Genomic DNA, 23,243 nt, shown 5'->3' on the forward strand with positions numbered 1-23,243 from the left:
AACTCTAGAAATATGGCAAGGGGATTAGGAAATGAGCGGCCACGCCGTCGAGACATCGGAGGCATCGCGGCCCTTGCCTTCTAGGTACTTCTTGAAGGCGACGCGGTCCTCGTACCACTTGACCGCCTGGAACTCCATGAGCTCGTTTTCGTCCATCTGCGCGAGGTTAGGGTAGTGCTGGCGCACCTGCTTCCAGGCCACGCGGGCGGCAGCGAGGGCATCGGCAGTAGCCTCGTGCGCATTGCCCAATTCCACGCCGTAGTGCTCGCACACCGCGCCGAGGGTGCGCTTGCCCTTGCGCCACTTATCGCTCACGCGGTCAATGACGTACGGATCAAAGACAGGGCCTGTGACCGTGAAATCGCCGGTGAGACTGCGCAGCACGGTGAGGTCGAAGGCCGCATTATACACGATGAGCGTCAGGCCGTCGTCCCACGCTGCCTTGATGGCATCAACCGTGTCCTTGAGGACCTCCTCGTGCGGGCGGCCTTCTGCCTGGGCCCTTTCCGTTGTGATCCCATGCACGTCGGTGGCGGCTTGGGGGATCTCGATGCCAGGATCCGCAAGGTGCTCCACCTTCTGGACATCGCGACCGTCAATTCGGACTAGGGCAGAGGTAACGATGCGGGCGTCTTTGGGGTTGGCTGAGGTGGTCTCAAGGTCGAAGGCGAGCATGCGGGAGGCGTCGAAGTTCATGGTCCATACCTTAGTAGCTAGCCCGGACATGGGGGATCGCTAGACTTGGATACCGTGACTAATCCAGCTGATGTGCAACGTGAATGGAACGACCTGGCGCAGGAAGTGCGCCGCCACCGCAACCTGTATTACAACGGTGAACCGGCAATTCCCGATGCCGACTTTGATGCGCTTTTCCAGCGCCTGATGGACCTAGAAAAGCAGCATCCGGAGCTGGCGGTTCCGGATTCGCCCACCCAGCAAGTAGGTGCAACGCCGAACGCTGGCGAGGATATCGAGCACCTCGAGCGCATGATGAGCCTAGACAATGTCTTTAGCGCCGGTGAGATGCAGGACTGGCTGGATAGGACGCCCGCCAAGACTTACCTGACGGAGCTGAAGATCGATGGCCTCTCCATCGACTTGGTCTACCGCAATGGGCGCTTGGACACGGCCGCTACCCGAGGCGATGGCACCGTGGGCGAGGAGATTACCGCCAATGCGCGTGTTATTTCTGATATCCCGCACGAGCTTACGGGCACCGATGAGTACCCAGTCCCGGAACTTATTGAAATCCGCGGCGAGGTCTATATGCGCCCGGAGGACTTCGAAGAGATCAATGAGGAGCGCGCGGCAGACGGCAAGGCGCGGTTTGCCAATCCCCGCAACGCTGCGGCCGGCGGACTGCGCATGAAGGATCCCGCCGAGGTGAAAAAACGCCGCCTGCGTATGGTGTGTCACGGCCTAGGCGCGCGCGAGGGATTTTCCCCCTCCTCCCAGCACGATGCCTATAAGGCCATCGCCGCATGGGGCTTGCCCGTCTCGCCCTATACCAGGCAGGTCCACTCCGCCGCAGAAGTACAAGAGGAAGTATCTTACTGGGCCGAACACCGCCACGATGCGATTTTCGAAATGGATGGGCTCGTGGTCAAGGTGGACGATTTGGGCTCACAGCGCCAGCTCGGGGCGACCTCCCGCGCACCGCGCTGGGCCATTGCCTATAAGTACCCGCCGGAAGAGGTCACGACGAAGCTGAAAAATATCGAGGTCGGTGTCGGGCGTACGGGGCGCGTTACCCCCTTTGCCATCATGGAACCGGTCTTTGTCTCCGGCTCCACGGTATCCATGGCCACCCTGCACAACCAGTCCGAGGTCAAGCGCAAGGGCGTGCTTATCGGGGATACCATTATTATCCGCAAGGCCGGGGAAATCATTCCTGAGGTACTAGGCCCCGTGCGCGAACAGCGCGATGGCAGCGAATACGAATGGAGCTTTCCCACGCAGTGCCCAGCCTGCGGCACGACGCTCGCCCCACAAAAGGATGGCGATGCTGACTGGCGATGCCCCAATACCCAATCCTGCCCAGCCCAACTTTCCGCACGCCTGGAATACCTCGCCTCCCGCAAGGGCCTCGATATCGAGGCACTGGGGGAGAAGGGAGCCATGGACCTCATTGAGAACGGCATCCTCACCGATGAATCCGAGCTCTTTGAGCTAACGGAAGAAAAGCTGCTTGCTTCCGATGTCTATACGGCCAAGCGCGATACGAAGGATAAGCGCAGCAAAAAAGAGGGCAACGTCAAGGTCAATACCGCGGGCAAGAACCTGCTGCAGAACTTAGAAGAGGTCAAAGACCGCGACTTCTGGCGCGTGCTGGTCTCGCTATCCATTCGCCACGTGGGTCCCATCGCGGCGCGGGCACTCGCGGCGCGCTACGGCTCCATGGACAAGCTGCGCGCGGCGAAAACCGAAGAGCTTGCAGAGGTAGATGGCGTGGGCGCGGTCATTGCGGAATCCTTCCACGCCTGGTTTGAGGTGGATTGGCACCGCACCATCGTTGAGAAATGGGCGGAGGCTGGCCTCGCTATGGAGGTAGCCGCCGAGGACAGGAAAGAACAGACCCTAGAGGGCCTGACCATCGTTGTCACCGGCAGCCTCGAAGACTTCACGCGCGATTCCGCCAAGGAAGCCATCATCAGCCGCGGCGGAAAGGCAACCGGGTCCGTATCGAAGAAAACCTCCTACCTCGTCGCTGGGGCCAATGCCGGCTCCAAGGAGGACAAGGCCCGCGACCTTGGCGTGCCTATCTTGAATGAGGAGCAATTCCACACGCTCTTAAACACTGGGGAGGTGTAGACACACCGCGCCGGGCTTATTTGAGGAAGGCACCCAAAATCGTGCCGATGTGGCCGAGGTGCTCGACCTCAGAGGCCAGGTATTCCGGCCCGCCGGTGCGGCCCATGGCGATGACCATCCCGGTATCTCCCAGGGGAGCGGCGGCCAGGGCGGAATCGAGCAGCGCCCAGCTTTCTGGCACCCATTCGTCCTTATCGGGGTGCAAGGTGCGCGCGCTGTCGATGTTGAGATCGACCGGAATCGTATCGTCATCGGCAGGGGCCGCGTTTGAGGAGGCCACGCGGTGAATGGGCTCATTATTGTCAATGACGATGGCCCACGTGGAGGTCGCCGCCTTCGGGATGGCCGCGACGACTTCCTCCATCGCTGCCGTGACATTGGAGGCATTGGCGGCAACGCGCGCTAATAACTCGATCTGCCCGCGCCGGTCCACGCGGCCGCTGAAGGGCCGAATGGAATCTACTTCCACGCCATGAACAGAGGCGGCGGCGGTAATCAGGGCATCGGCCATAGCGTCTGCGGGAAGCTCAATGACAATGTCATCCATGACGGTGCCATCCGGGAAGGATTCTACGATGTCAACCGATTGGATATTTCCGTCAACCAGCCCGAAGGCCTCCGAAAGCTGGCCCAAACTACCAGGGGTATCGGGAAGCAGGACACGGATTAGGTAAGACATTAAGTCGCACGCTTTCAGTAGCTTGTAGTCCCATTTACGATACCTGGGTCACAGTGCGGCGTTCAAGGGGCAATAATTCGGGGTGACTCGGCAACCGCGCGGGTTGGTGCAGTATTATGGAGCCTTAGCAATTTACATAGTACGCGCGGGAAAATAATTTTCACCTGCGCGTCGATTATGGAAAAAGGATGGAGTTCGCGTGTCTGAGATTTCGCGTGATGAGGTAGCCCACCTTGCCAAGCTTTCCCGCCTGGCATTAAGCGATGAAGAGCTAGCCCAATTCGCAAGCCAGATTGATGAAATTGTTGATTCCGTTTCCGCAGTACGGAACGTGGACACTGAAGGCGTGGAACCGATGAGCCACCCGCACTCCGTGGATGCACCGATGCGCGAAGACGTTATCGTGCGCACCCTTACCGCCGAGCAGGCCTTGGACCAAGCGCCGGCCGTGGAAGATGAGCGATTCGTCGTGCCGCAGATTTTGGGAGGAGAGTAAATGACCAACGTTGTTGTACCTGCGGAGGGACTGACCTCTTTGACCGCCGCCGAACTGGCGGAAAAAATTCACGCGCGCGAGGTGACCTCCCGCGAGGTTACCCAGGCCTTTTTGGACCGCATTGCGGAAACCAATCCCGAACTTAACTCCTTCCTGCACGTGGGGCAGGAGGAAGCATTGGCGGCTGCCGATGCCGTGGATAAGGCCCTCGACGCCGGCGAAAAGCCCGCATCGGCATTGGCCGGCGTGCCGCTGGCCCTAAAAGACCTGCTGGTTACTACCGATGCCCCCACCACCGCCGCATCCAAGATGCTCGAGGGCTACATGTCTCCGTATGACGCGACGGTGACCAAGCGTCTGCGCGAGGCCGGCATCCCCATCCTTGGCAAGACGAACCTGGATGAGTTTGCGATGGGTTCGTCCAATGAGAACTCCGCCTTTGGCCCGGTTCACAACCCGTATGACACCGAGCGCACCCCGGGCGGTTCCGGCGGCGGTACCGCAGCGGCGCTGGCTTCGGGGCAGGCTCCTTTAGGTATTGGTACCGATACCGGCGGATCCATCCGCCAGCCGGCGGCACTGACCAATACCGTGGGCGTAAAGCCCACCTACGGCACGGTGTCTCGCTACGGCCTGATCGCGGCCGCGTCCTCTCTGGACCAGGCGGGTCCCTGTGGTCGTACCGTCCTGGATACCGCGCTCTTGCACGAGGTTATTGCCGGTCACGATGCCTTCGACGCCACATCTGTGGACAAGCCGGTTGCCCCCGTGGTGGAGGCCGCCCGTGAAGGCGCGAATGGGGACCTGAGCGGCGTCAAGGTAGGCCTTATCAAGCAATTCGAGCGCGATGGCTGGCAGGACGGCGTGATGGAGAACTACCACGCCGCCGTGGAACAGCTGCGCGAGCAGGGCGCGGAAATCGTCGAGGTGGACTGCCCGCACTTCGATGAGGCCTTGGCCGCCTACTACCTGATCATGCCGTGTGAGGTCTCGTCCAACCTGGCCCGCTTCGATGGCATGCGCTATGGCCTGCGTGCTGGCGATGACGGATCCCACTCCGCGGAGCAGGTCATGTCCCAGTCGCGCGCAGAGGGCTTCGGCCCCGAGGTCAAGCGCCGCATCATGCTGGGCACGTATGCGCTGTCCGTGGGCTACTACGATGCCTACTACCTGCAGGCGCAGCGCGTGCGCACCCTCGTGGCCCAGGACTTTGCCCGCGCCTTCGAGCAGGTTGACGTGCTGGTCTCGCCGACCACCCCGACCACCGCGTTCAAGCTGGGGGAGAAGGCCGAAGACCCCATGGCGATGTACAACTTCGACCTGTGCACCTTGCCGCTCAACCTCGCCGGCCTGTGCGGCATGTCCGTGCCTTCCGGCATGGCAGCCGATACCAACCTGCCTACCGGTTTGCAGATCATGGCACCGGCTTTCCAGGATGATCGCCTGTACAAGGTGGGTGCGGCCTACGAAGCGAAGCGCCAAAACTAGCCGCGCTATTTAAAATAGTTGTCACTGTGAAATAGCTGCGGATTAGATAACGATTCGTTTACACCCCTGTCGGATGCCCATCCGGCAGGGGTAAATTACTGGGTATGACTTTGAAAAAGATTGCAACCGCGACGATGTCCGTCTCCGCAGCTGCGCTCATGGCCATGGGCGTAGCAAACGCTGAACAGCCCGCAGCAACTCCCAAACCAGCAGAAAACCCCGCACCGGTTGAGCCCGGTACCGAGGTAGCAGACTCCACCGCCAAGAGCGACCTGGTGGAATCCCTGCCGGCAGACGCTGACAAGCTGGTGCCGAATATCGAGGGCCAGACCATCACCGGTGAGCTGCACTCCGTCAAGGAAGACGGCAAGTTCACCGTGCAGTTCGACAAGGATCAGTCCTTGGTCCTCAACGATGGCTGCAATACCTACACCACCTCCTACGATGTGGATAAGGACGGCACCATCCACGTAGGTGACTTCGCCTCCACCTTGGCGGCATGCGATGACCACACCCAGGAGCTTTCTGATTCGCTGCGTGACGTCCTCGAGTCCGAGCCTTCCTTCTACGCCCTGCCTGACGGCCAGGCCGCACTGGGCACTGAGGACAACGCCGTTGTCTTCAACGTTGTTGAGTAAATACTCACAAGATCACTCAGCACCATGATCCTCCTTGGCGGGGGACCATGGTGCTGTTGTGTATGTGGTGGGGTGGACTACTTGGCATCGGAAAGCGCGTAGGCGGCGCCCGCAGAGGCGGCCGTCACGGCGAGGACTGCTGGCCAGGAACCAATCTTCTTTGCCAATGGGTGGGAAGCGCCGAACGCGCCGACGTACAGGGCGGACAGGCCAGCGGTCGTGGCTGGGTTGGTCTTCTTTGCCCAGGAACGGCCGGCCCACAGGCCCGCAGCGCCGAGGATGACGCCGCCGAGCGGGCGAATGCCGGTCTCGCGGGCGGTGACCCAACCACCGATGAGGCCGAGGATAACGGTGGTGGCGGTGGATACGTCTTGTGGCTTTTTGATATCAATCATGGACATGGTGGCCAGTCTAGGCCTGATTTGTGTGCCCCGCTAGAATTCCTGCCATGACTGTGGAGACTAATCTGCCACCTGAGCGCCAAGCATGGCGCGCCATGTTCGCGCTATCCCTCGGCTTCTTCGTGTCCCTGTTGGATCAGTCGATGGTGGCCATCGCCCTGCCGGAGATTCAGGTGGATTTAGGCGCCACGGTCAATGAAATCTTGTGGGTCTCGGCCGCCTATTTGCTTGCCGTGGTGGTGCCGCTGCTCTTTACGGGGCGGCTTGGCGATGTCCTCGGCCAGCGCGCCCTATTTTGCATCGGCGTGGGGCTGTTTGGGATCGGCGCAGTAGCGTGCGCGCTGGCGCCGTCGATAGAAGTGCTCATCGTCGCGCGCATCGTGCAGGGCTTGGGAGCATCGCTGGAAATGCCACAGACGATGTCCGTTATTAACCGGGTCTTCGCCCGCGAGCGCCGTGGGCGTGCGCTGGGGGTGTGGGGGATTATCGGTTCGGTGGCATCCTTGGCCGGGCCGCTCCTCGGCGGATTCCTTGTGGCTTATTTTGGCTGGCAGGCGGCCTTTTGGGTGCACGTACCATTTGTCATTGCCGCCATCGTGCTGGCTCTGCTGTGGATACCGAAGCTGCCGACCACAGCCCAGGACATCGATAAGCCCTCGGCCATAGTCTCGCTCATCGCGCTCGGCTCGATCGTCTTTGGCATCCAACAAGGCCCAGAGTTGGACTGGGATTGGCGGGTATTGGTGGTGCTTGCCATCGGCATTGCCGCAAGCATTGCCTTCGTGCGCCTGCAGGCTAGCGCGCAGGATCGTGGTTCCACGCCGCTGTTTCCGGTGGAGCTCTTCCACAACCGCAACTATGCGGCCGGCTCCGTGGGCATTTTGACCATGGGCTTTATGGCGGCTTCGGTCATGTTGCCGGTGATGTTGTGGCTGCAATCGGTCAAGGGGCTATCCGCCGGTGAGGCCGGCATCATCGTGGCTCCCATGGCGCTGGTCTCAATGCTGATGTCGCCCATCGCAGGCATCCTCACGGACGCGGTGAATCCGCGCCTGATGGGGCTAGTGGGTTTTAGCCTGATGATCGCCTCGCTGTGTTTGGCCTGGTGGGTCATGCATGCCGATGCCAACCCGTGGTGGCTGGCCCCGCCCATCGCCGTTCTAGGAATTGGCCAGTCCTTTATCTGGGGCTCTAATGCGGCAACGACGCTGCGCGATATTTCACCTCATCACATGGGCGCGGCGTCGGGGGCGTATAACACCTCCCGCCAGGTGGGATCCGTGGTGGGCGTGGCCCTAGTTTCCGCCGTGATGCAAACGGGTAATCCGACCACGGCGATCATCAATTCGCTCCTTGTGATTGTCATCGCACTGGTAGTGGGACTTATCTCCTCACTGCGATACGTAGACACGCTGCATGGATAAAAATCTTGAGCTAAATTGGGGATCATGCGTCTTGCTGTACTGACTTCCGGTGGCGATTGCCCCGGCTTGAATGCTGTAATCCGTGCGGTTGTGCGAACCGCATCCAACGAATTTGGCGATACCGTCGTAGGCTACGAAGACGGGTGGGTTGGTCTTTTAGAAGATCGCCGGCGCGATCTCTACGATGATGCCAGCATCGATCGGATTCTCTTGCGCGGCGGCACCATTTTGGGCACCGGCCGGCTGCATCCCGATAAATTTAAGGCCGGTTTAGAGCAGATCAAGACGAATATGCGCGAGGCCGAGGTTGATGCCCTCGTGGCCATCGGCGGCGAAGGAACGCTCAAGGGCGCCAAGTGGCTTAACGATAACGGTATCCCCGTCGTGGGTGTGCCGAAGACCATTGATAATGACGTCAACGCCACGGACTATACTTTCGGCTTCGATACCGCGGTATCGGTGGCAACGGATGCGATCGATCGCCTGCACACGACGGCGGAGTCCCACAACCGTATCCTGATCGTGGAGGTCATGGGCCGCCACGTGGGTTGGATTGCGTTGCATGCTGGGATGGCCGGTGGCGCACACTACACCGTGATCCCAGAAGAGCCCTTCGATATTGCGGAAATTACCAAGGCGATGGAACGCCGTTTCCAGATGGGCGAGAAGTACGGCATCATTTGCGTGGCCGAAGGGTCCCTGCCCAAGGAAGGCACCATGGAGTTTGAAGCCGGCGGTGTCGACCAATTCGGCCACCAAACCTTCAATGGGATTGGCCAGGTCATTGGCGATGAAATCAATAAACGCACCGGCTATGACGTGCGTACCACCGTGTTGGGCCACATTCAGCGCGGCGGCACACCCACCGCGTATGACCGCGTCCTAGCCACCCGCTACGGCGTGCACGCTGCCCGCGCGGCGCACAATGGGGACTCGGGAATGTGCGTTGCCCTGCACGGCGAAGATATCGACCTCGTGCCATTGGAAGAGGCCGTGGGTACGCTGAAGACGGTGCCCGATGCCCGCTACCGCAATGCGCAGGCCCTCTTCGGCTAAGGCCCGTTAAACCTCCGCCGTCTCGAATATTAAGATCGCCCTCTCACATGGTGGGAGGGTATTCTTTTGTCTATGAGTACCAATAGCGCTACAGAAAAACAGGAAGAACGGCAGGCGCTCATCGCGGCGCTGGGGTTTCCCATACTCGTTATCATCGGTGGCATTATTGGCTACATCGCCCCGAATACCGCGGCATCCTTTGCCCCGCAGGTAACCCCGCTGCTGGGCATCGTCATGTTCGGCATGGGGCTTACCCTCAAGCCGGTAGATTTTGCGCTCGTGGCGCGCAGGCCGCTGCCAGTCGTGCTCGGCGTGGTGGCGCAGTTTGTCATCATGCCGCTTATCGCGCTCGCCGTGGTGGCAGTCATGGACCTGCCAGAAGCGGTTGCGGCTGGAGTGATTTTGGTCGGCTGCGCCCCAGGCGGCACGAGCTCCAACGTGGTGTCCTACCTAGCGCGCGGCGATGTGGCGCTTTCGGTGACCATGACCTCCATTTCTACGCTCTTGGCACCGATTCTCACCCCACTTTTGACTTTGTGGTTGGCGGGTGAATATATGCCGGTATCTGCGGCGTCGATGGCGTGGTCCATCGTGAAGGTGGTGCTCGTTCCGGTCATCGCGGGCATCGTCATCGGCATGCTGCTTCCACGGCTCGTGGCAAAGATTCAGGCGGCATTGCCGTGGATCTCCGTTACCGCGATTGCCTTGATTGTGTGCATCGTGGTCGGTGGCGCGCATGACAATATTGCCACCGCCGGCGCGCTCGTCTTTGCCGCAGTGGTCATTCACAATGCGTGCGGCTATGGCTTGGGCTACCTCGCGGGCCTGTTTACCCGCCAGCCGGTTCCGGTGCGCCGCACCATGGCCGTGGAGGTAGGAATGCAAAACTCCGGGCTGGCCACCAGCCTTGCCTCTTCCTACATGAGCCCACTGGCCGCCTTGCCCGGCGCCGTGTTTTCTGTGTGGCACAACCTTTCCGGCGCGATCCTGGCTGCGCTGTGCCGCTTGAGCGATGCCCGCAAGGCCAAAGCCAGCTAAAAATGAATGGTGACAGCGGGGAAGTTCTGGTCTACGAACCAGGGCTCCTCCGTGATGGTGAGTGGGGCTTGGCCTTCCTCGAAGGCTAAGGTATCGCCGCCTTTGACGGTGGCGCCTTGCAGGATGTGGTCGGCGATATTTGCCAGCTTGTAATAGAGGTCCGTGGGATCCATCGAGCTGGTGCGCGCCTGAATTTCCGGGTGACCCGCTTGGACTAGGCCCATGGAGTAGCCGCGGAGCTCGCCGCCAGATTGGGTAATCCACACCGGCGCGATGTGCATGGGGGCGAGGTTATTGCGCACGGCGTCATTAAACATCGCCGGGGAGATGGAGACGTTTCCGCGTGGGTTGTGGATGATGAGGCAGTTGGCGTGCTGGGCTACGGCGGACGTCGCTTGGGATAGCAGCTCTAGGTGCTCGCGGCGCGGCTCGCGGAATTGGTGAGAGAGGTCATGTTCCTGATTATCCGGAAGGACCGAGACCAGCACTTGGGCTCCCGCGGTGTTGAGGTCGCCGGCATCGGCGCTCAAGATGGGGTGGAGGCCGTAACTATCTGGGGTGGGTGCGGAATCGATGGTCTGGTAGTGCAGGACAAACGCGCCATCGATAGGCACTACGAGGCTGCCCGGGTTCTTGCCGGGAGTAATCTCGCCGACGCGGCCCGCAAAGATCCCGGTAACGGCCTCTTTGATCTCTTCGGTAGAGGGGGCGGTGGAAAAGACGGCGATGTTGATGAGTGGGGCATCGACAAGCGAAGTGTCTACTGTATGTGGAGTCGTCATGACAGTCACCCTAGGGGCTAGCGCACGAGAGTGCACGGACGTATTAAGATGGCACGCATGACTGCTGCGATGTATGACCTGATGGACTTCGACGAGGTCCTCGACAAGTATGAACCGGTAATGGGCATGGAAGTCCACGTGGAGCTGGATACGGAAACCAAGATGTTTTCCACTTCTGCCACGAACTTCAGCGCAGCCCCTAACTCCAATACCGATCCGGTATCGCTGGGCCTTCCCGGGGCTCTTCCCGTGGTTAATTCCAAGGGCGTGGAGGGCGCAATCAAAATCGGCCTGGCGCTCAATTGCTCCATCGCGGAATCCTCGCGCTTTGCCCGCAAGAATTACTTCTACCCGGACCAGCCAAAGAACTACCAGATCTCCCAGTACGATGAGCCGATTGCTTATGACGGCTACCTCGACGTCGTGCTGGAAGACGGCACGGAATGGCGCGTGGAAATCGAGCGCGCCCACATGGAAGAAGACACCGGTAAGCTGACCCACCTGGGCGGCGCCGATGGCCGCATCCACGGCGCTACCGCATCCCTGGTGGACTGCAACCGCGCGGGCATCCCGCTCATTGAGATCGTTACCAAGCCCATCATCGGTGCCGGCGAGCGCGCCCCCGAGGTGGCGAAGGCCTATGTATCGGCGCTGCGCGAGCTCGTCGCGGCATTGGGCGTGTCCGATGCCCGCATGGACCAAGGTTCCATGCGCGTGGACTCCAACCTTTCCTTGCGCCCTATCGGCCAAGAAGAATTCGGTACCCGTACCGAGACGAAGAACATCAACTCCATGCGCTCGGTAGAGCAGGCCGTGCGCTTTGAGATGCAGCGCCAGGCACAGGTACTGGAAGATGGCGGCAGCATCGAGCAGGAGACCCGCCACTACCAAGAAACCGATGGCTCTACCTCCAAGGGGCGCCCGAAGGAGACTGCGGAAGACTACCGCTACTTCAATGACCCGGATTTGCCGCCGGTCATCGCCCCGCGCGAGTGGGTAGAAGAGCTGCGCGCAACCCTTCCGGAGCTGCCGTGGGTCCGCCGCGCCCGCATCCAAAAGGAGTGGGGCATTAAGGACGAGGAGATGCGCGACCTAGTCAACGCGGGTGCACTGGACCTCATCGTGGAGACGGTCGAAGCCGGCGCGAAGCCGGACGAGGCTCGTTCCTGGTGGGTGTCTTATCTTGCAGGTAAGGCCAATGAGCAGGACAAGACCCTGGCCGAACTGGATATCACCCCAGCCCACATTGCCCGCGTCATCGCCTTGGTCAAGGAAGGCAAACTGACCACCAAGTTGGCGCGCCAAGCCGTCGATGGCGTGCTGGCGGGCGAGGGCGACGTTGACGAGGTCGTCGCCAAGCGCGGCCTCGAGGTCGTGCGCGATGACGGTGCCATTGAAAAGGCAGTAGATGATGCCCTTGACGCTAACCCAGACATCGTGGAGAAGTACCGCGCCGGCAATAAGAAGGTGACCGGCGCGATTGTCGGTGCCGTGATGAAGGCGACGCAGGGCAAGGCGGATCCGGGCCAGGTTAATAAGCTGATCGCGGAGAAGCTGAGCTAATACGCCACTGACCGAGCCAGTCTTCGTCCCTGCTTCCACAGGGGGTCGGAGGCTGGCTTTCGTGGTTTTAAATTGACCATAGTTTTCATTTGGGCAGGTCAGGGCGGTAAAGCGTAGACTATGTGACATGCCAATTAAATCTAAAGTTCTGCAAAAACGAGCCCAGATGCACCCTTTCGCACCGTAGAAATCGAACGCCGCGATCCGCGCGAGGATGACGTCGTCATCGATATCAAGGCGGCCGGAATTTGCCACTCGGATATTCACACCATTCGCAATGAGTGGGGCGAGGCCCACTTCCCGCTGACGGTGGGTCACGAGATCGCCGGCGTGGTCGAAGCGGTAGGGGACAAGGTCACCAAGTTTAAGGTGGGCGACCGCGTGGGTGTGGGCTGCTTGGTCAATTCCTGCGGGGTGTGCGAGCAGTGCCGCAATGGCCAGGAGCAAAACTGCCTGAACGGCTCGGTGGGAACCTATAACTCTGAAGACGTTGATGGAACCATTACCCAGGGTGGCTATGCGCAAAAGGTCGTGGTCAATGAGAATTTCGTGTTGACGATTCCAGAAGGCCTCGACTTTGATGTCGCCGCCCCGCTCTTGTGCGCTGGTATTACCACCTACTCGCCCTTGGCCCGGTGGCAGGTCAAGGAGGGCGATAAGGTAGCCATCGTTGGCCTTGGCGGATTGGGCCACATGGGCGTGCAGATCGCCGCCGCCAAGGGGGCTGAGGTCACCGTCATTTCCCGGTCCCTGCGCAAGGAACAAGAAGCCTATGAGCTCGGCGCGAAGCGGGTGCTGGCAACGGGTGAGGACCCCGAGTTCTTTGCCAACCACAAGGGCGAGTTCGATCTGATTTTGTCTACCATTTCCGCCTCCTATTCCCTCAATGACTACCTGCAGCTGTTGAAGCCGCGGGGAATCATGTCCGTGGTCGGCCTGCCCCCAGAGGAACTGGGAATCACGATGGGCAACCTCGTCGGTGGCGGCAAGGTATTGACCGGAAACAATATTGGCGGCATTGCCGAAACCCAAGAGATGCTGGACTTCTGTGCAGAACACGGCATCGGCGCGGTCATCGAAAAGGTGGGCGTTGATGACGTTGACGCAGCCTATGAGCGGGTTGTTGCCGGTGACGTAAAGTTCCGCTTCGTCATCGATACGGAAACTTTCGCGGATTAAGTATGTAAGCTACTTCATCACCAAAAGATGATGTATTGTATTTCACGCACGTGCAAGTAGGATTTCGTTATTGGCTTACGTACCATGTGCACAGGAGCACACTCCTGCGCCGCGCCTCCCTGCACGCGTCGGGGGATAAGGAGGGGGCCTGGAACGCGCGCACTGGTGTGTGAAAATTATCCGCTACAAAAGTTAGGCAACTGTGTCTTATAAAAATATTCTCGCCATGGCCATGTCCTTCGTGGGCCTGCTGGTAGGCGCAGGCTTTGCTACGGGCCAGGAGGTCGTGCAATATTTCACCGCCTTCGGCTCTTGGGGTATTGCCGGCATTATCGTCGCAGCGGCCATTATGACGCTGGCGGGCACCGTGTTCTTGCAATTGGGCAGCTATTTCCACGCCACTGAGCACAACACGGTCTTCCGCAAAGTCACCCACCCCATCGTGTCCAAGCTATTGGACGTGGCCGTTATCATCACGCTCTTTGCTATCGGCTTCGTGATGCTGGCCGGTGCAGGTTCCAATATGGAGCAGCAATTTGGCTGGCCGGCTTGGATCGGCTCGACGCTGATGCTGGGGCTCGTGATTGCCGTCGGCATGATGGACGTCGATAAGGTGTCCAAGGTCATCGGTATGCTTACCCCGTCCATCATCATCGCCGTCATCGGCGTGGCGATTTACACCATGTTCCATATGCCGGACGATATTGGCGCAGCGATGGAAGCCTCCAGCCAGATCGATACCCCGATTGGCAACTGGCTGGTCTCCGCGCTGAACTACAACGGTCTGGCTTTGATGCTGGCGGTATCCATGTCGCTGGTCATTGGCGGCGATAATATTAGCCCGCGCGAGGCCGGCTGGGGCGGCATCTTCGGCGGCATCGTCTACTCCGTCATGATGGGCCTGGCAGGTTTTGCGTTGTTGATGAACGCCGAGGAGATCGAGGGCTCCGATATCCCGATGCTCTCCTTGGTCGATAGCGTCAACCCAGTCTTGGGCGGGATCATGGCCATCGTTATTTACCTGATGATTTTCAATACCGCCATCGGTATGTTTTACGCATTGGGTAAGCGCCTCTCCGCCGGCAACGAGTCCAAGTTCCGCGTTATCTTCATCGCTGGCTGTTTCGCGGGCTTTGGCGTTTCCTTCTTCGGCTTCAAGACCTTGATGCAGTACGTCTACCCGGTCATCGGTTACATGGGCATCGCGATGGTGGCCGTCTTGGTCTTTGCATGGTTCCGCAGCCAGTCCAAGATTCAGGACGAGGCGCTGCGCCGCGAGCGCGTGCGTTCGCTGATGCACCTGAAGCTGAATCCGAACAAGGAATACGACGCAGATCGCTACGACGACGAGATTGGTCAGCACCTTGAGGATTCCAATATGGATAGCGAGGCGCTCTATGAAGAGCTCGTGACCGAGGTGACGGAAAAGCTCGACGGTGATGACGATGTGGACTTTGATAAGGAAGAATTTGAGAAGCAAAACCAGGACGATCACACCTACTACATCGAGCGCGATGGCGTAGAGCACGACCGCTCGCCGGAAGAGATTGAAAAGTGGATCGAGGAAACCGGTGCTATCGGTGATCCGGAGGAAGACGATGAGTCTTCCGAAGCGGAAAGCTCCCAGAAGTAGTCTCGCCTTCAGGCAATAAATTTCCCTCCCCAGGATTTCCTGAGGAGGGATTTTCTATGCCTTGTGCTTGCCGATGCCCCTATTAACTCTTAGGGCTGGAGCTGGGCCAGGGGATTACAGCAGGAGGAGTTTGAGGGTCAGGCCAATCATGATGACACCGATGCCAACGTTGATCAAGCGCCATACCTCGGGGCGGGAGAGGACGTGGGAGAAGCGAGCAGCGCCAAAGCCAATGACGGGGAACCACGTAAAGCTGGCGGCGATGGCACCGCCGGCGAACAGCCACCGGCCGGGGTCGCCATACTGGTTGGCGATGCCGCCGAGCATGACCAGCACATCGACATAGGCACCAGGGTTGAGCCAGGTTAACGCCAGCGCGGTAAGGAGTGGTTTGACCCAGGAGGGCGAGCGCTTGATCTCTTGGCGCTGGGTGGCAGTAGCTGTGGCGACAGAACCGTGCTCGGTGCCGACCCCACTCGTGCTGTCGCCGTCGCCGTCGAAGGTTGCTACTTCCTCGGTCGAATTCGGGGAAGTGGATTCCACGTCGATGGCCTCGCCCTTGGTTTTGAAGGCATCGCGGAAGCAGGTGAAGGTGAAAAAGGCGAGGTATGCCGCGCCGATGTACTTGAGCGCCTCAAGCGCATTGGGAAAGCGCTCGACTAGGTAGCCGACACCGGCGGTGCCGGAGGTAATGAGGATGACATCGGAAAGCGCGCACACCACGATGATGAGCCCGATGTGATCGCGGCGGATGCCGTATTTCAACAGCATCGCATTTTGGGGGCCGACGGCCACGATGAGGGACAAACCAAGCACAAAACCAGCAAGCACGATGGACATGCCTCTAGTGTGAATCCAAGCGGTAAATAAGTCCAGTTAATCTATCTTCATATGGTTTAGAATAGCTTCATGAACCCGGTACATTTGGAAACCTTGCTGGCTATCGTGGAAGAAGGAAGCTTTGAGGTCGCCGCCTCGGTCCTGGGGATTTCTCCGTCTGCGGTAAGCCAGCGCATCAAGGCGTTGGAGGCGAGCACCGGCCGCGTGCTGGTGCGGCGGGCGAATCCGGTGGGGGCGACGGAAGCCGGGGAGATCCTGGTGCAGGCGGCACGGCGTATGGCGTTGGTGCAGGCGGAAACCGATGCCCGGTTGGGCCAGCGCCTAGCGCGCGTGCCCTTGTCGGTGGCCATCAACTCCGACTCGCTCGCCACCTGGTTTACGCAGGTATTAAGCGATACCGCGCAGCGGGGAGACGTTGCCCTGCGCATCCGCATTGAGGATGAGGCCCGCACGCTCGCGATGCTGCGGCGCGGCGATGTCTTGGGTGCGGTAACGAGGGAGCATTCGCCGGTATCTGGGTGCGATTCCACGTTCTTGGGGACCATGCGCTATTTCGCCGTTGCCGCCCCGCATATCGCGGAGGGCTTTCATTCAGGGCGGTTTACCTGGGAGACGATGCCGCTGGTGGGCTATGGTCCCAATGATCAGGTGCTCGATGATGCTATGCGCGAGCGCTTTATTGATTCTCACGTCGTGCGCGCCAGGGTTTCGCAGATTCCTTCTTCGGAAGGTTACCTGGAGGCCGTGCGCGTGGGCCTGGGGTGGGGGCTATTGCCGCAGGCTCAGGCTCAGCCACTGGTGGAATCGAAAGAGCTGCTGCTTCTCGATGACCGCCAGCTCGACATCGACCTCTACTGGCAGCGTTGGCGCCTAGAATCTGAGGTCTTAAGCGATCTGACGCGGTCCGTGATTAACGCGGCTGCGGGGCTGGGAAGAGCTTAAGCTGAAAGTCTTCCGGATTCTTTACTTCCTCGCCGGAGGGAATGGGACCCGGGAGACGCACGCCGGGGGCAAAGGGTTGGCCGCCAAAGCGATCGCGGTCATGGGGCTCTGCTAACCAAGACATATCCGGTCCCACCGGAACGATGCGGGTGGGGTTGATTTCCGTGTGCGTGGCAAAGTAATGCTGCTTGATCTCGGTGAAATCGGTGGTATCACCAAAGCCCGGTAGCTGGAATAGTTCCTGCAGGTAGCCGCGCAGGTTGGGCAGTTCCCGGATCTTGTGGCGCGAGCACTTGAAGTGTGAGTAATACACCGGATCGAAGCGCACGAGGGTGGCAAACAGGCGGATATCGGTCTCGGTAATGTGTTCGCCAACCATATAGCGCTGGGTGCCCAGGCGCTCCTCGGCCCAATCGAGCGCCTCCCACAGCTGGTCATAGGCCTCTTCGTAGGCTTCTTGCGAGCCGGCAAAACCGCAGCGGTACACGCCATTATTGATGCCGTGGAAGATGTACTCGTTGAGTTCCTCCATCTCCTCGCGGTGCTGCTCAGGGAAGAGATCGGGGGCGCCTTCTGCCTGGAAGTTGGTCCACTGCTCAATAAAATCGCGCACCATAGAGGGGTAATCATTGGTGACCACCCGGCCCGTAGATTCTTCGACTAGGGCGGGCACGGTAATCCCGCGGGGATAGTCCGGAAAGCGCTCAAAGTAGGCTTCCTGCAGGCGCTTGTAGCCCAAAACCGGGTCTACTTCGCCCTCGTCTAGGTCGAATGTCCAGGAGCGAGCATCGTGTACGGGCCCGGCGAGGGCCAAGGAAATGGAGCCCTCTAAGCCCAACAGGCGGCGGGCGATGACCGCGCGGTGCGCCCACGGGCAGGCGCGGGCCGCAACCAGGCGGTAACGGCCAGCCTCCATGGGCCAATAAAAGGTACCATCGTCCTGCGCGGTTACCTCGGATACCTCTGGTGAAATGCGGTCTTCGATATAGGTGGTATCTCGAATAAACTCGCCATCTGGTGAAGCATTGCGGGCATCTCCTGCCCAGTCGGAGTTGTGTGAAGTCATCGATTCATTCCCAATTCTGGTGGATTCATAAGGCGGGGGAAGTGTCCCCGCCGGTGATTAATATTTATATGTCAACTATGTGACATTGTTGATATTACAACAAGATGGGAGCTAGGGGAAGAGGGCGTGGGAACAATTGCGGCGCGCCGTTAACGGTACCGCAAAACTGCAGGCAACTGTCTTAAATTGGTCATATGAGCGATAAGCAGCAACCGGATAAAGCCAATCCCTTAGACGAGGATCTTAACGTCCCAGCCTACGATTCCATGCGGCAGGATAACCCCGATGTCTTCGCCCGCGCAGGGCGCGCCGAACCGCAAGAAATTCGGCCGCAGAAGCAAGAGGTGGCGGAGACGGAAGTTTTGTCCAACCCTGCCGCTAATGGGACCGCACAGCAGGGAAACCAGCAATCCGCAGGTGAGGAAACCGCGGTATTGGATCCCGCAGCGGCGGCGCAGACCGAAGGTATTGCGGCAGAAGATGTTTCCCTAACCCCTGAAGAGCAGGCGGAACAAGAGCGCAAGCTTCAGCAGGAGCAGGAGGATAAGGAAGGCTACAAGCGCTATGGGCGCCGCGGCACCATTGACTTTGGCCTCTTCTTTGTCCGCTTGGCAATGAGCGCCTATCTCATTATTGCCGGCGTGGCCACCTTCTTCTCGCTGGGCGATGGCGCCGGCGTCTCCGGCTTGGAAAGTGATTACTCGCAGTACGCTTGGGCTAATTCCTTTGCCCTAGCGGTGCCGACCGTGCAGCTGATCGCCGGAGCATTCCTCCTTTTGGGCCTGATTAGCCCGCTTGCGGCCATGCTTGGCTTGGTCGTTACCGGTTTCACCGCATTGCACGAGCTGGCGGAATCGGGTGCTGGTCTGCAGGTCTTTGACTGGCCGGACTCGGTATGGCTATCGCTGGTACTTTTTGTGGTCGCGATTGGCCTGCAATTTACCGGTCCTGGTTTTATTTCCTTGGACTTTGGCCGCTCTTGGGCGCGGCGCCCACTGGGTACGTCGTGGGTCTTTGTGGTGGTCGGTATCGCCATCTTGGTTGCCGTGTGGTTCTTTGGCGCGGCAGTAAACCCCATTGCTTAGCCTGTTACTCGCTACCGTGTAAGTGAATCCCCGCCGCAGTTAATGCGGTGGGGATTTCCTTCCACCCTTGCTTTCCGCTATGGAAAGTGAAAGAATTGCCATAACGGAAAGTATGGAATCCTGGATTTTGGAGATGGTGGTAGAAGATGGAAGATGAGCTAAAGAAGTCGCTCGAATTTAATGACAGCCTGCAGGATCAAGGCGCTGAGCGAAAGCGGCTTGTGCAAAATATCCTCCTAGTGATCGCATTGGCAGCGTTCTATGTGGGAATGACCGTATTCGCAGAGATAATGCACCCCGTCGCGTTTCTGATTTTCTACTTTGTCCTTATAGGACTCATGGTGTGGGCGCTACTTCATTACCAGGGCAAGGTGCGGACCAGCTATCGCCAGGATCCGTATACCCAGCCCAAGGCCGATAAGAAATACTACGCGGGGATGGCAGTAATACTTATCCCGATCTTTGTCACCAACATGCTGCGTGAGCACATGTGGGCTCTGGTAATCTTCATCGCGGTGTGGGCAGTGGCAATGGTCTGGGTGCTGCAATCTCGAGCCTTGGACGTTGCAGCGCGGCAAGGAGAGGGCCGTAGTGCTCAGTGATATTGACCCGGTTATCTATCCGCTCAATCGCTTCAAAATCTGTGCGGTATTAAACGCGCGAGGTGCGGTGGAGGGACAGGTGCGCCGCGAAATGCGCTTCGCGGCGCTGCGGGAAGAGGTGGGGCAATCGGCCGCCACCTTATCCAAACAATTAACCGCCCTAGAAAAGGAAGGCTATATCAGCCGATTCCGCGAGTACGGGTCTTCCCGCGATAAGGACACCGTGTGGGTTATGCTCACCGCTACCGGCAAGTCTGCATTCGATGCCCACCTCGCCGCGCTTAAGTCGCTAGCAGAGCAGGAGTAGCGCTACGTGTGGTCTGCTTGCGCTGGGCGGCAATGAACGCGGCTGTATACAGCGTTACGGTAAACACGGTGAGCCAGACGAAGTCATCCATCCAGAATTTCTGGAAGTGGTTCATGGCATGGACATCGACTTGATCTCCCCACCACCACTTCGGTGGAACGGTGAGCAGCAGGGCTGCCCAGGCGATGAGGACGGCCAAGAGGCTGCGGGCAGCCCATCCGGTAGAAAGCCAGCTCCACGCGCGGTAGGCGAAGACTGGGATGATGAGCGTGAGCCAGACCCAGTGATGGGACCAAGAAACAGGGGAGATGAGCAGGACGGTGAGGGCGGTGACCAATTGGGCATCGAAAAGCAACTGCTCCGCGCATAAGCGCTTGATGAGCCATGCCGCAACGATGATGACAATAAGGGACGCCGCGATCCACGCGAGGCCTATCGTCAGGCCATTCGCCTCCATGGATTCGGTGGATGGATAGATGCGCTGAATGGCGCCCTTGATGGAGCTATTTGACTGATAGTCGGTTCCCACGCCGAAGTCACGGCCGGAGCCCATGTCGAGCAGTGTGGAGCTGAAGAACTCCACGAACGCCTCCCAGCGGAAGGCCGCGGCAAGAAGCGTGGCAGCTACGGCGGAGAAAAGCGCGGTCGCTATCTGCTTCCATTCCCTGCGTACTAGGAAGTAGAGCAACATCGCCAGAGGCGTGATCTTGATGGCGGCCGCCACGCCGATGAGGATTCCCTGCGGCAGGAATTGCTTGCGCGGAACGAGGTCGAGGATAACAAGCGCCATGACCACTATATTGATTTGGGCATAGTTGTTATTGAGGTCAACCGGCTCAAAGTGTAAGACAATGGCCCAGGTAATGGCGGTTACGGGTAAGAGGAATTCTGGCTTCTTGAGCACCGCCCTGAAAACGAAGTAAAGGCACACGAGCACAAGGAGATCCGAAAGGATAACCATGATATTGCCGGCCAGGGTGTGGTCGATGGCGTCGAAGGCCGTCAGCGGTACCATCGCCAAGGCGCCAAAGGGCGGATAAATGAAGGGCAGCTGAATATCGCCGGCGGGCATCGGCGCGCTATAGACGGAGCGGTGCTCGAGGAAGGCCTTGACGCCCTCGCGGTAGACCACCATATCGATGGGGAAGTCTGTGATGCAGGTGTCTTCAACGACCTTCCAGGCGCCGAAAAGGAACCCCAGCAGGGCCACGGTATATCGGAATAACGGGGTACGAGCGAATTTCATCGCGATACAAACTACGCGATTTTTAACTACAGAGCTCGCACCCCCACCGAGGTCACAGCGATTTAGCAGCCAATTGTGCTAGTTCACAAAGCCGTCTACCACGCGCACCGCGCCGCGGTCCGCGGAGGTCGCCATTGCGGCGTAGGCGCGCAGCGCCTTGGTAATGGGACGGTTGCGGTCCACCGGGGTCCACGGCTTTTCGCGTTGTTCTTGCGCGGCGCGGCGGCGCTCCAGAACATCATCGTCTACGTCGAGCGTGAGCTCGCGCTCATGGATATTGATGGAAATGGTATCGCCATTTTCGATGAGTCCGATAAGGCCCTGGTGGGCGGCCTCCGGGGAGATGTGGCCGATGGAGAGCCCGGAGGTGCCGCCGGAAAAGCGGCCGTCGGTAATCAAGGCGCACGCCTTGCCTAAACCTGCGCCCTTGAGGAAGGACGTCGGGTGGAGCATCTCCTGCATGCCGGGGCCGCCGGATGGGCCCTCGTAGCGAATGACGACGACATCGCCGGGTTGGACGTCTTTATTCAAGATGATGGACACGGCCTGCTCCTGGGACTCCACCACGCGGGCTGGGCCAGAGAAGGTCCACAGTTCTTCCTCCACGCCGGCCGCCTTGACGATGGCCCCGTCCGGCGCTAGGTTGCCGCGCAAGACCACCAGTCCGCCGTCGGATGAAAAGGCGTGGTCGGCATCGTGAATGCAGCCATTGACCGCGTCAGTATCCAGTTCATCCCACCGGTTGGACTGGGAGAACGGCTCCGTCGTGCGCACGCCACCGGGGGCGGCGTAGTACAGCTCGCGGGCCTGATCGGTTACGCGGGGATTGCGGATATCCCAATCATCGAGCCACTGCTCCGCATTGTCATAGAGGGCGGTGTGCACCTTGAGGTTGAGGTGGCCCGCGCGGCGCAGCTCGCCCAAGATGGCCGGAATGCCGCCGGCGCGGTGCACATCCTCAATGTGGTAGGTGCCGTTGGGCGCGACCTTGGACAGGCAAGGCACGCGGTAGGAGATGTCATTAATATCATCCAGCGTGAAGTCCACTTCGCCCTCTTGCGCTGCGGCGAGGGTGTGCAGGATGGTGTTGGTGGATCCGCCCATGGCCATATCGAGGGCCATAGCATTGCTAAAGGCTTCCTTCGTGGCGATATTGCGGGGGAGGACGGACTCGTCTTCTTCGCCGTAGTAGCGGCGGCACATATCTACGATGGTGGAACCGGCCTTTTCAAAGAGCTCACGGCGCGCGCTGTGGGTGGCCAGGGTGGTGCCATTGCCCGGAAGCGCCAAACCGAGCGCTTCGGTCAAGCAGTTCATGGAGTTGGCGGTAAACATGCCGGAGCAGGAACCGCAGGTGGGGCAGGCGGATTCTTCGATCTGGGCCAAGCCGGCATCGGAAACGCCATCGTTCGCGGATGCGGTGATTGCGGTAATCAGGTCGGTCGGTGCATGGGCAACGCCATCGACCACGACGGCCTTGCCGGCCTCCATCGGCCCGCCCGAAACGAAGATCGTGGGGATATTCAAGCGCATCGCGGCATTGAGCATGCCCGGGGTGATCTTATCGCAGTTAGAGATGCAGACGAGGGCATCGGCAGTATGCGCATTGGCCATGTACTCGATGGAATCGGAGATAATCTCGCGCGAAGGCAAAGAGTACAACATGCCGCTATGTCCCATGGCAATGCCGTCATCCACAGCAATGGTGTTGAACTCCTTGGGCACGCCACCGGCTTCGCGGACGGCATCGGCGACGATATCGCCGACGTTTTTCAGGTGCACGTGGCCGGGGACGAACTGCGTATAAGAATTTGCGATGGCGACAATCGGCTTGCCAAAGTCATTTTCCTTGGTGCCGGTAGCGCGCCACAAGGCACGCGCACCGGAGGCTTGACGTCCGACGGTAGTTACTTTAGAGCGCAGCGGGAACATGGTTTAAGTCACCATTCCTTATAGATTAATCAGAT

Annotated in this window: 21 protein-coding genes and 1 pseudogene; 14 read left to right on the forward strand and 8 right to left on the reverse strand. The window is 59.5% G+C overall.

Annotated features, from left to right (window positions below; all coding sequences use genetic code 11):
• Positions 1-24: 24 nt before the first annotated feature.
• Positions 25-696, reverse strand: coding sequence for a 3'-5' exonuclease (locus tag HMPREF1287_RS01645; protein WP_034653645.1), 672 nt, complete (start codon positions 694-696; stop codon positions 25-27).
• Between the two features lie 45 nt (positions 697-741).
• Here HMPREF1287_RS01645 and ligA point away from each other — a divergent pair, with 45 nt between their 5' ends.
• On the forward strand, positions 742-2,811 hold the full coding sequence (gene ligA, locus HMPREF1287_RS01650) for an NAD-dependent DNA ligase LigA (RefSeq protein WP_023017805.1): 2,070 nt from the start codon (positions 742-744) through the stop codon (positions 2,809-2,811).
• A gap of 16 nt (positions 2,812-2,827) precedes the next feature.
• Here the strand turns inward: ligA and HMPREF1287_RS01655 are convergent, their stop codons facing one another.
• A complete protein-coding gene (locus tag HMPREF1287_RS01655; RefSeq protein WP_005280230.1) occupies positions 2,828-3,490 on the reverse strand; it encodes an amino acid-binding ACT in 663 nt (220 codons plus the stop codon).
• A 199-nt stretch (positions 3,491-3,689) separates the two neighbouring features.
• Between HMPREF1287_RS01655 and gatC the strand changes: the two genes are divergently transcribed.
• The 3 genes from gatC to HMPREF1287_RS01670 all read left to right on the forward strand — a co-directional run bounded on the left by gatC (position 3,690) and on the right by HMPREF1287_RS01670 (position 6,112).
• Positions 3,690-3,986: an Asp-tRNA(Asn)/Glu-tRNA(Gln) amidotransferase subunit GatC gene (gene gatC, locus HMPREF1287_RS01660; protein ID WP_005280231.1), complete on the forward strand. Its 297-nt coding sequence runs from the start codon at positions 3,690-3,692 to the stop codon at positions 3,984-3,986.
• The gene (gene gatA / locus HMPREF1287_RS01665; protein ID WP_023017806.1) at positions 3,987-5,474 is read left to right on the forward strand and encodes an Asp-tRNA(Asn)/Glu-tRNA(Gln) amidotransferase subunit GatA; all 1,488 of its coding nucleotides are present in this window, start codon (positions 3,987-3,989) and stop codon (positions 5,472-5,474) included.
• A gap of 104 nt (positions 5,475-5,578) precedes the next feature.
• Complete coding sequence (locus HMPREF1287_RS01670; RefSeq protein WP_005280233.1) at positions 5,579-6,112, forward strand: META domain-containing protein; 534 nt, start codon at positions 5,579-5,581, stop codon at positions 6,110-6,112.
• A gap of 77 nt (positions 6,113-6,189) precedes the next feature.
• On the opposite strand, the gene HMPREF1287_RS01675 is transcribed toward HMPREF1287_RS01670, so the two are convergent.
• The gene (locus HMPREF1287_RS01675) at positions 6,190-6,513 is read right to left on the reverse strand and encodes a hypothetical protein (protein ID WP_023017807.1); all 324 of its coding nucleotides are present in this window, start codon (positions 6,511-6,513) and stop codon (positions 6,190-6,192) included.
• 47 nt (positions 6,514-6,560) lie between these two features.
• On the opposite strand from HMPREF1287_RS01675, the gene HMPREF1287_RS01680 reads away from it, so the two are divergent.
• The 3 genes from HMPREF1287_RS01680 to HMPREF1287_RS01690 all read left to right on the forward strand — a co-directional run bounded on the left by HMPREF1287_RS01680 (position 6,561) and on the right by HMPREF1287_RS01690 (position 10,031).
• The gene (locus HMPREF1287_RS01680) at positions 6,561-7,937 is read left to right on the forward strand and encodes a DHA2 family efflux MFS transporter permease subunit (protein ID WP_023017808.1); all 1,377 of its coding nucleotides are present in this window, start codon (positions 6,561-6,563) and stop codon (positions 7,935-7,937) included.
• Between the two features lie 24 nt (positions 7,938-7,961).
• Positions 7,962-8,993, forward strand: a complete 1,032-nt coding sequence (locus HMPREF1287_RS01685; RefSeq protein ID WP_023017809.1) for an ATP-dependent 6-phosphofructokinase — start codon at positions 7,962-7,964, stop codon at positions 8,991-8,993.
• 72 nt (positions 8,994-9,065) lie between these two features.
• A complete protein-coding gene (locus tag HMPREF1287_RS01690) occupies positions 9,066-10,031 on the forward strand; it encodes a bile acid:sodium symporter family protein (protein WP_023017810.1) in 966 nt (321 codons plus the stop codon).
• Here the strand turns inward: HMPREF1287_RS01690 and HMPREF1287_RS01695 are convergent.
• Complete coding sequence (locus HMPREF1287_RS01695; RefSeq protein WP_023017811.1) at positions 10,028-10,813, reverse strand: DUF4261 domain-containing protein; 786 nt, start codon at positions 10,811-10,813, stop codon at positions 10,028-10,030. The genes HMPREF1287_RS01690 and HMPREF1287_RS01695 overlap by 4 nt on opposite strands.
• Before the next feature lie 57 nt (positions 10,814-10,870).
• Here HMPREF1287_RS01695 and gatB point away from each other — a divergent pair, with 57 nt between their 5' ends.
• The 3 genes and pseudogenes from gatB to HMPREF1287_RS01710 all read left to right on the forward strand — a co-directional run bounded on the left by gatB (position 10,871) and on the right by HMPREF1287_RS01710 (position 15,188).
• Positions 10,871-12,376: an Asp-tRNA(Asn)/Glu-tRNA(Gln) amidotransferase subunit GatB gene (gene gatB, locus HMPREF1287_RS01700; RefSeq protein WP_034653655.1), complete on the forward strand. Its 1,506-nt coding sequence runs from the start codon at positions 10,871-10,873 to the stop codon at positions 12,374-12,376.
• Between the two features lie 127 nt (positions 12,377-12,503).
• Positions 12,504-13,555 (forward strand): annotated as a pseudogene (locus HMPREF1287_RS01705) (NAD(P)-dependent alcohol dehydrogenase).
• Between the two features lie 202 nt (positions 13,556-13,757).
• Positions 13,758-15,188 carry a hypothetical protein gene (locus HMPREF1287_RS01710; RefSeq protein ID WP_023017814.1) on the forward strand — a complete coding sequence of 477 codons (1,431 nt, stop codon included), beginning with the start codon at positions 13,758-13,760 and terminating at the stop codon, positions 15,186-15,188.
• A gap of 114 nt (positions 15,189-15,302) precedes the next feature.
• Here the strand turns inward: HMPREF1287_RS01710 and HMPREF1287_RS01715 are convergent, their stop codons facing one another.
• Positions 15,303-16,028, reverse strand: a complete 726-nt coding sequence (locus HMPREF1287_RS01715) for a LysE/ArgO family amino acid transporter (RefSeq protein ID WP_023017815.1) — start codon at positions 16,026-16,028, stop codon at positions 15,303-15,305.
• 69 nt (positions 16,029-16,097) lie between these two features.
• Here HMPREF1287_RS01715 and HMPREF1287_RS01720 point away from each other — a divergent pair, with 69 nt between their 5' ends.
• Complete coding sequence (locus HMPREF1287_RS01720) at positions 16,098-16,970, forward strand: ArgP/LysG family DNA-binding transcriptional regulator (RefSeq protein ID WP_023017816.1); 873 nt, start codon at positions 16,098-16,100, stop codon at positions 16,968-16,970.
• Here HMPREF1287_RS01720 and HMPREF1287_RS01725 read toward each other — a convergent pair.
• A complete protein-coding gene (locus HMPREF1287_RS01725) occupies positions 16,939-18,036 on the reverse strand; it encodes a glutathione S-transferase family protein (protein WP_023017817.1) in 1,098 nt (365 codons plus the stop codon). The genes HMPREF1287_RS01720 and HMPREF1287_RS01725 overlap by 32 nt on opposite strands.
• 194 nt (positions 18,037-18,230) lie before the next feature.
• Here HMPREF1287_RS01725 and HMPREF1287_RS01730 point away from each other — a divergent pair, with 194 nt between their 5' ends.
• The 3 genes from HMPREF1287_RS01730 (at position 18,231) to HMPREF1287_RS01740 (ending at position 20,030) form a co-directional block, all read left to right on the forward strand.
• The gene (locus HMPREF1287_RS01730; protein WP_023017818.1) at positions 18,231-19,121 is read left to right on the forward strand and encodes a DoxX family protein; all 891 of its coding nucleotides are present in this window, start codon (positions 18,231-18,233) and stop codon (positions 19,119-19,121) included.
• Between the two features lie 146 nt (positions 19,122-19,267).
• Positions 19,268-19,723 (forward strand): hypothetical protein, encoded by a 456-nt coding sequence (locus HMPREF1287_RS01735; RefSeq protein WP_023017819.1) that lies wholly within the window; start codon positions 19,268-19,270, stop codon positions 19,721-19,723.
• Complete coding sequence (locus tag HMPREF1287_RS01740; protein WP_005280248.1) at positions 19,713-20,030, forward strand: transcriptional regulator; 318 nt, start codon at positions 19,713-19,715, stop codon at positions 20,028-20,030. Before HMPREF1287_RS01735 ends, HMPREF1287_RS01740 begins: the two co-directional genes overlap by 11 nt.
• Here the strand turns inward: HMPREF1287_RS01740 and HMPREF1287_RS01745 are convergent.
• Positions 20,005-21,276: a glycosyltransferase 87 family protein gene (locus HMPREF1287_RS01745; protein ID WP_023017820.1), complete on the reverse strand. Its 1,272-nt coding sequence runs from the start codon at positions 21,274-21,276 to the stop codon at positions 20,005-20,007. The genes HMPREF1287_RS01740 and HMPREF1287_RS01745 overlap by 26 nt on opposite strands.
• Before the next feature lie 78 nt (positions 21,277-21,354).
• Positions 21,355-23,208: a dihydroxy-acid dehydratase gene (gene ilvD, locus HMPREF1287_RS01750; protein WP_023017821.1), complete on the reverse strand. Its 1,854-nt coding sequence runs from the start codon at positions 23,206-23,208 to the stop codon at positions 21,355-21,357.
• Between the last annotated feature and the right edge of the window lie 35 nt (positions 23,209-23,243).

The sequence above is a fragment of the Corynebacterium sp. KPL1986 genome (genome assembly GCF_000477975.1).
Lineage (GTDB): Bacteria > Actinomycetota > Actinomycetes > Mycobacteriales > Mycobacteriaceae > Corynebacterium > Corynebacterium accolens.

Coding starts and splice junctions, on each gene's coding strand:
- HMPREF1287_RS01685 (WP_023017809.1), top strand. CDS start 7,962: ATGCGTCTTGCTGTACTGACTTCCGGTGGCGATTGCCCCGGCTTGAAT.
- gatB (WP_034653655.1), top strand. CDS start 10,871: ATGACTGCTGCGATGTATGACCTGATGGACTTCGACGAGGTCCTCGAC.
- HMPREF1287_RS01745 (WP_023017820.1), bottom strand. CDS start 21,276: ATGAAATTCGCTCGTACCCCGTTATTCCGATATACCGTGGCCCTGCTG.
- HMPREF1287_RS01715 (WP_023017815.1), bottom strand. CDS start 16,028: ATGTCCATCGTGCTTGCTGGTTTTGTGCTTGGTTTGTCCCTCATCGTG.
- HMPREF1287_RS01675 (WP_023017807.1), bottom strand. CDS start 6,513: ATGTCCATGATTGATATCAAAAAGCCACAAGACGTATCCACCGCCACC.
- HMPREF1287_RS01725 (WP_023017817.1), bottom strand. CDS start 18,036: ATGACTTCACACAACTCCGACTGGGCAGGAGATGCCCGCAATGCTTCA.
- HMPREF1287_RS01680 (WP_023017808.1), top strand. CDS start 6,561: ATGACTGTGGAGACTAATCTGCCACCTGAGCGCCAAGCATGGCGCGCC.
- HMPREF1287_RS01670 (WP_005280233.1), top strand. CDS start 5,579: ATGACTTTGAAAAAGATTGCAACCGCGACGATGTCCGTCTCCGCAGCT.
- gatA (WP_023017806.1), top strand. CDS start 3,987: ATGACCAACGTTGTTGTACCTGCGGAGGGACTGACCTCTTTGACCGCC.
- HMPREF1287_RS01730 (WP_023017818.1), top strand. CDS start 18,231: ATGAGCGATAAGCAGCAACCGGATAAAGCCAATCCCTTAGACGAGGAT.
- HMPREF1287_RS01690 (WP_023017810.1), top strand. CDS start 9,066: ATGAGTACCAATAGCGCTACAGAAAAACAGGAAGAACGGCAGGCGCTC.
- HMPREF1287_RS01735 (WP_023017819.1), top strand. CDS start 19,268: ATGGAAGATGAGCTAAAGAAGTCGCTCGAATTTAATGACAGCCTGCAG.
- ilvD (WP_023017821.1), bottom strand. CDS start 23,208: ATGTTCCCGCTGCGCTCTAAAGTAACTACCGTCGGACGTCAAGCCTCC.
- HMPREF1287_RS01720 (WP_023017816.1), top strand. CDS start 16,098: ATGAACCCGGTACATTTGGAAACCTTGCTGGCTATCGTGGAAGAAGGA.
- HMPREF1287_RS01695 (WP_023017811.1), bottom strand. CDS start 10,813: ATGACGACTCCACATACAGTAGACACTTCGCTTGTCGATGCCCCACTC.
- HMPREF1287_RS01655 (WP_005280230.1), bottom strand. CDS start 3,490: ATGTCTTACCTAATCCGTGTCCTGCTTCCCGATACCCCTGGTAGTTTG.
- HMPREF1287_RS01645 (WP_034653645.1), bottom strand. CDS start 696: ATGAACTTCGACGCCTCCCGCATGCTCGCCTTCGACCTTGAGACCACC.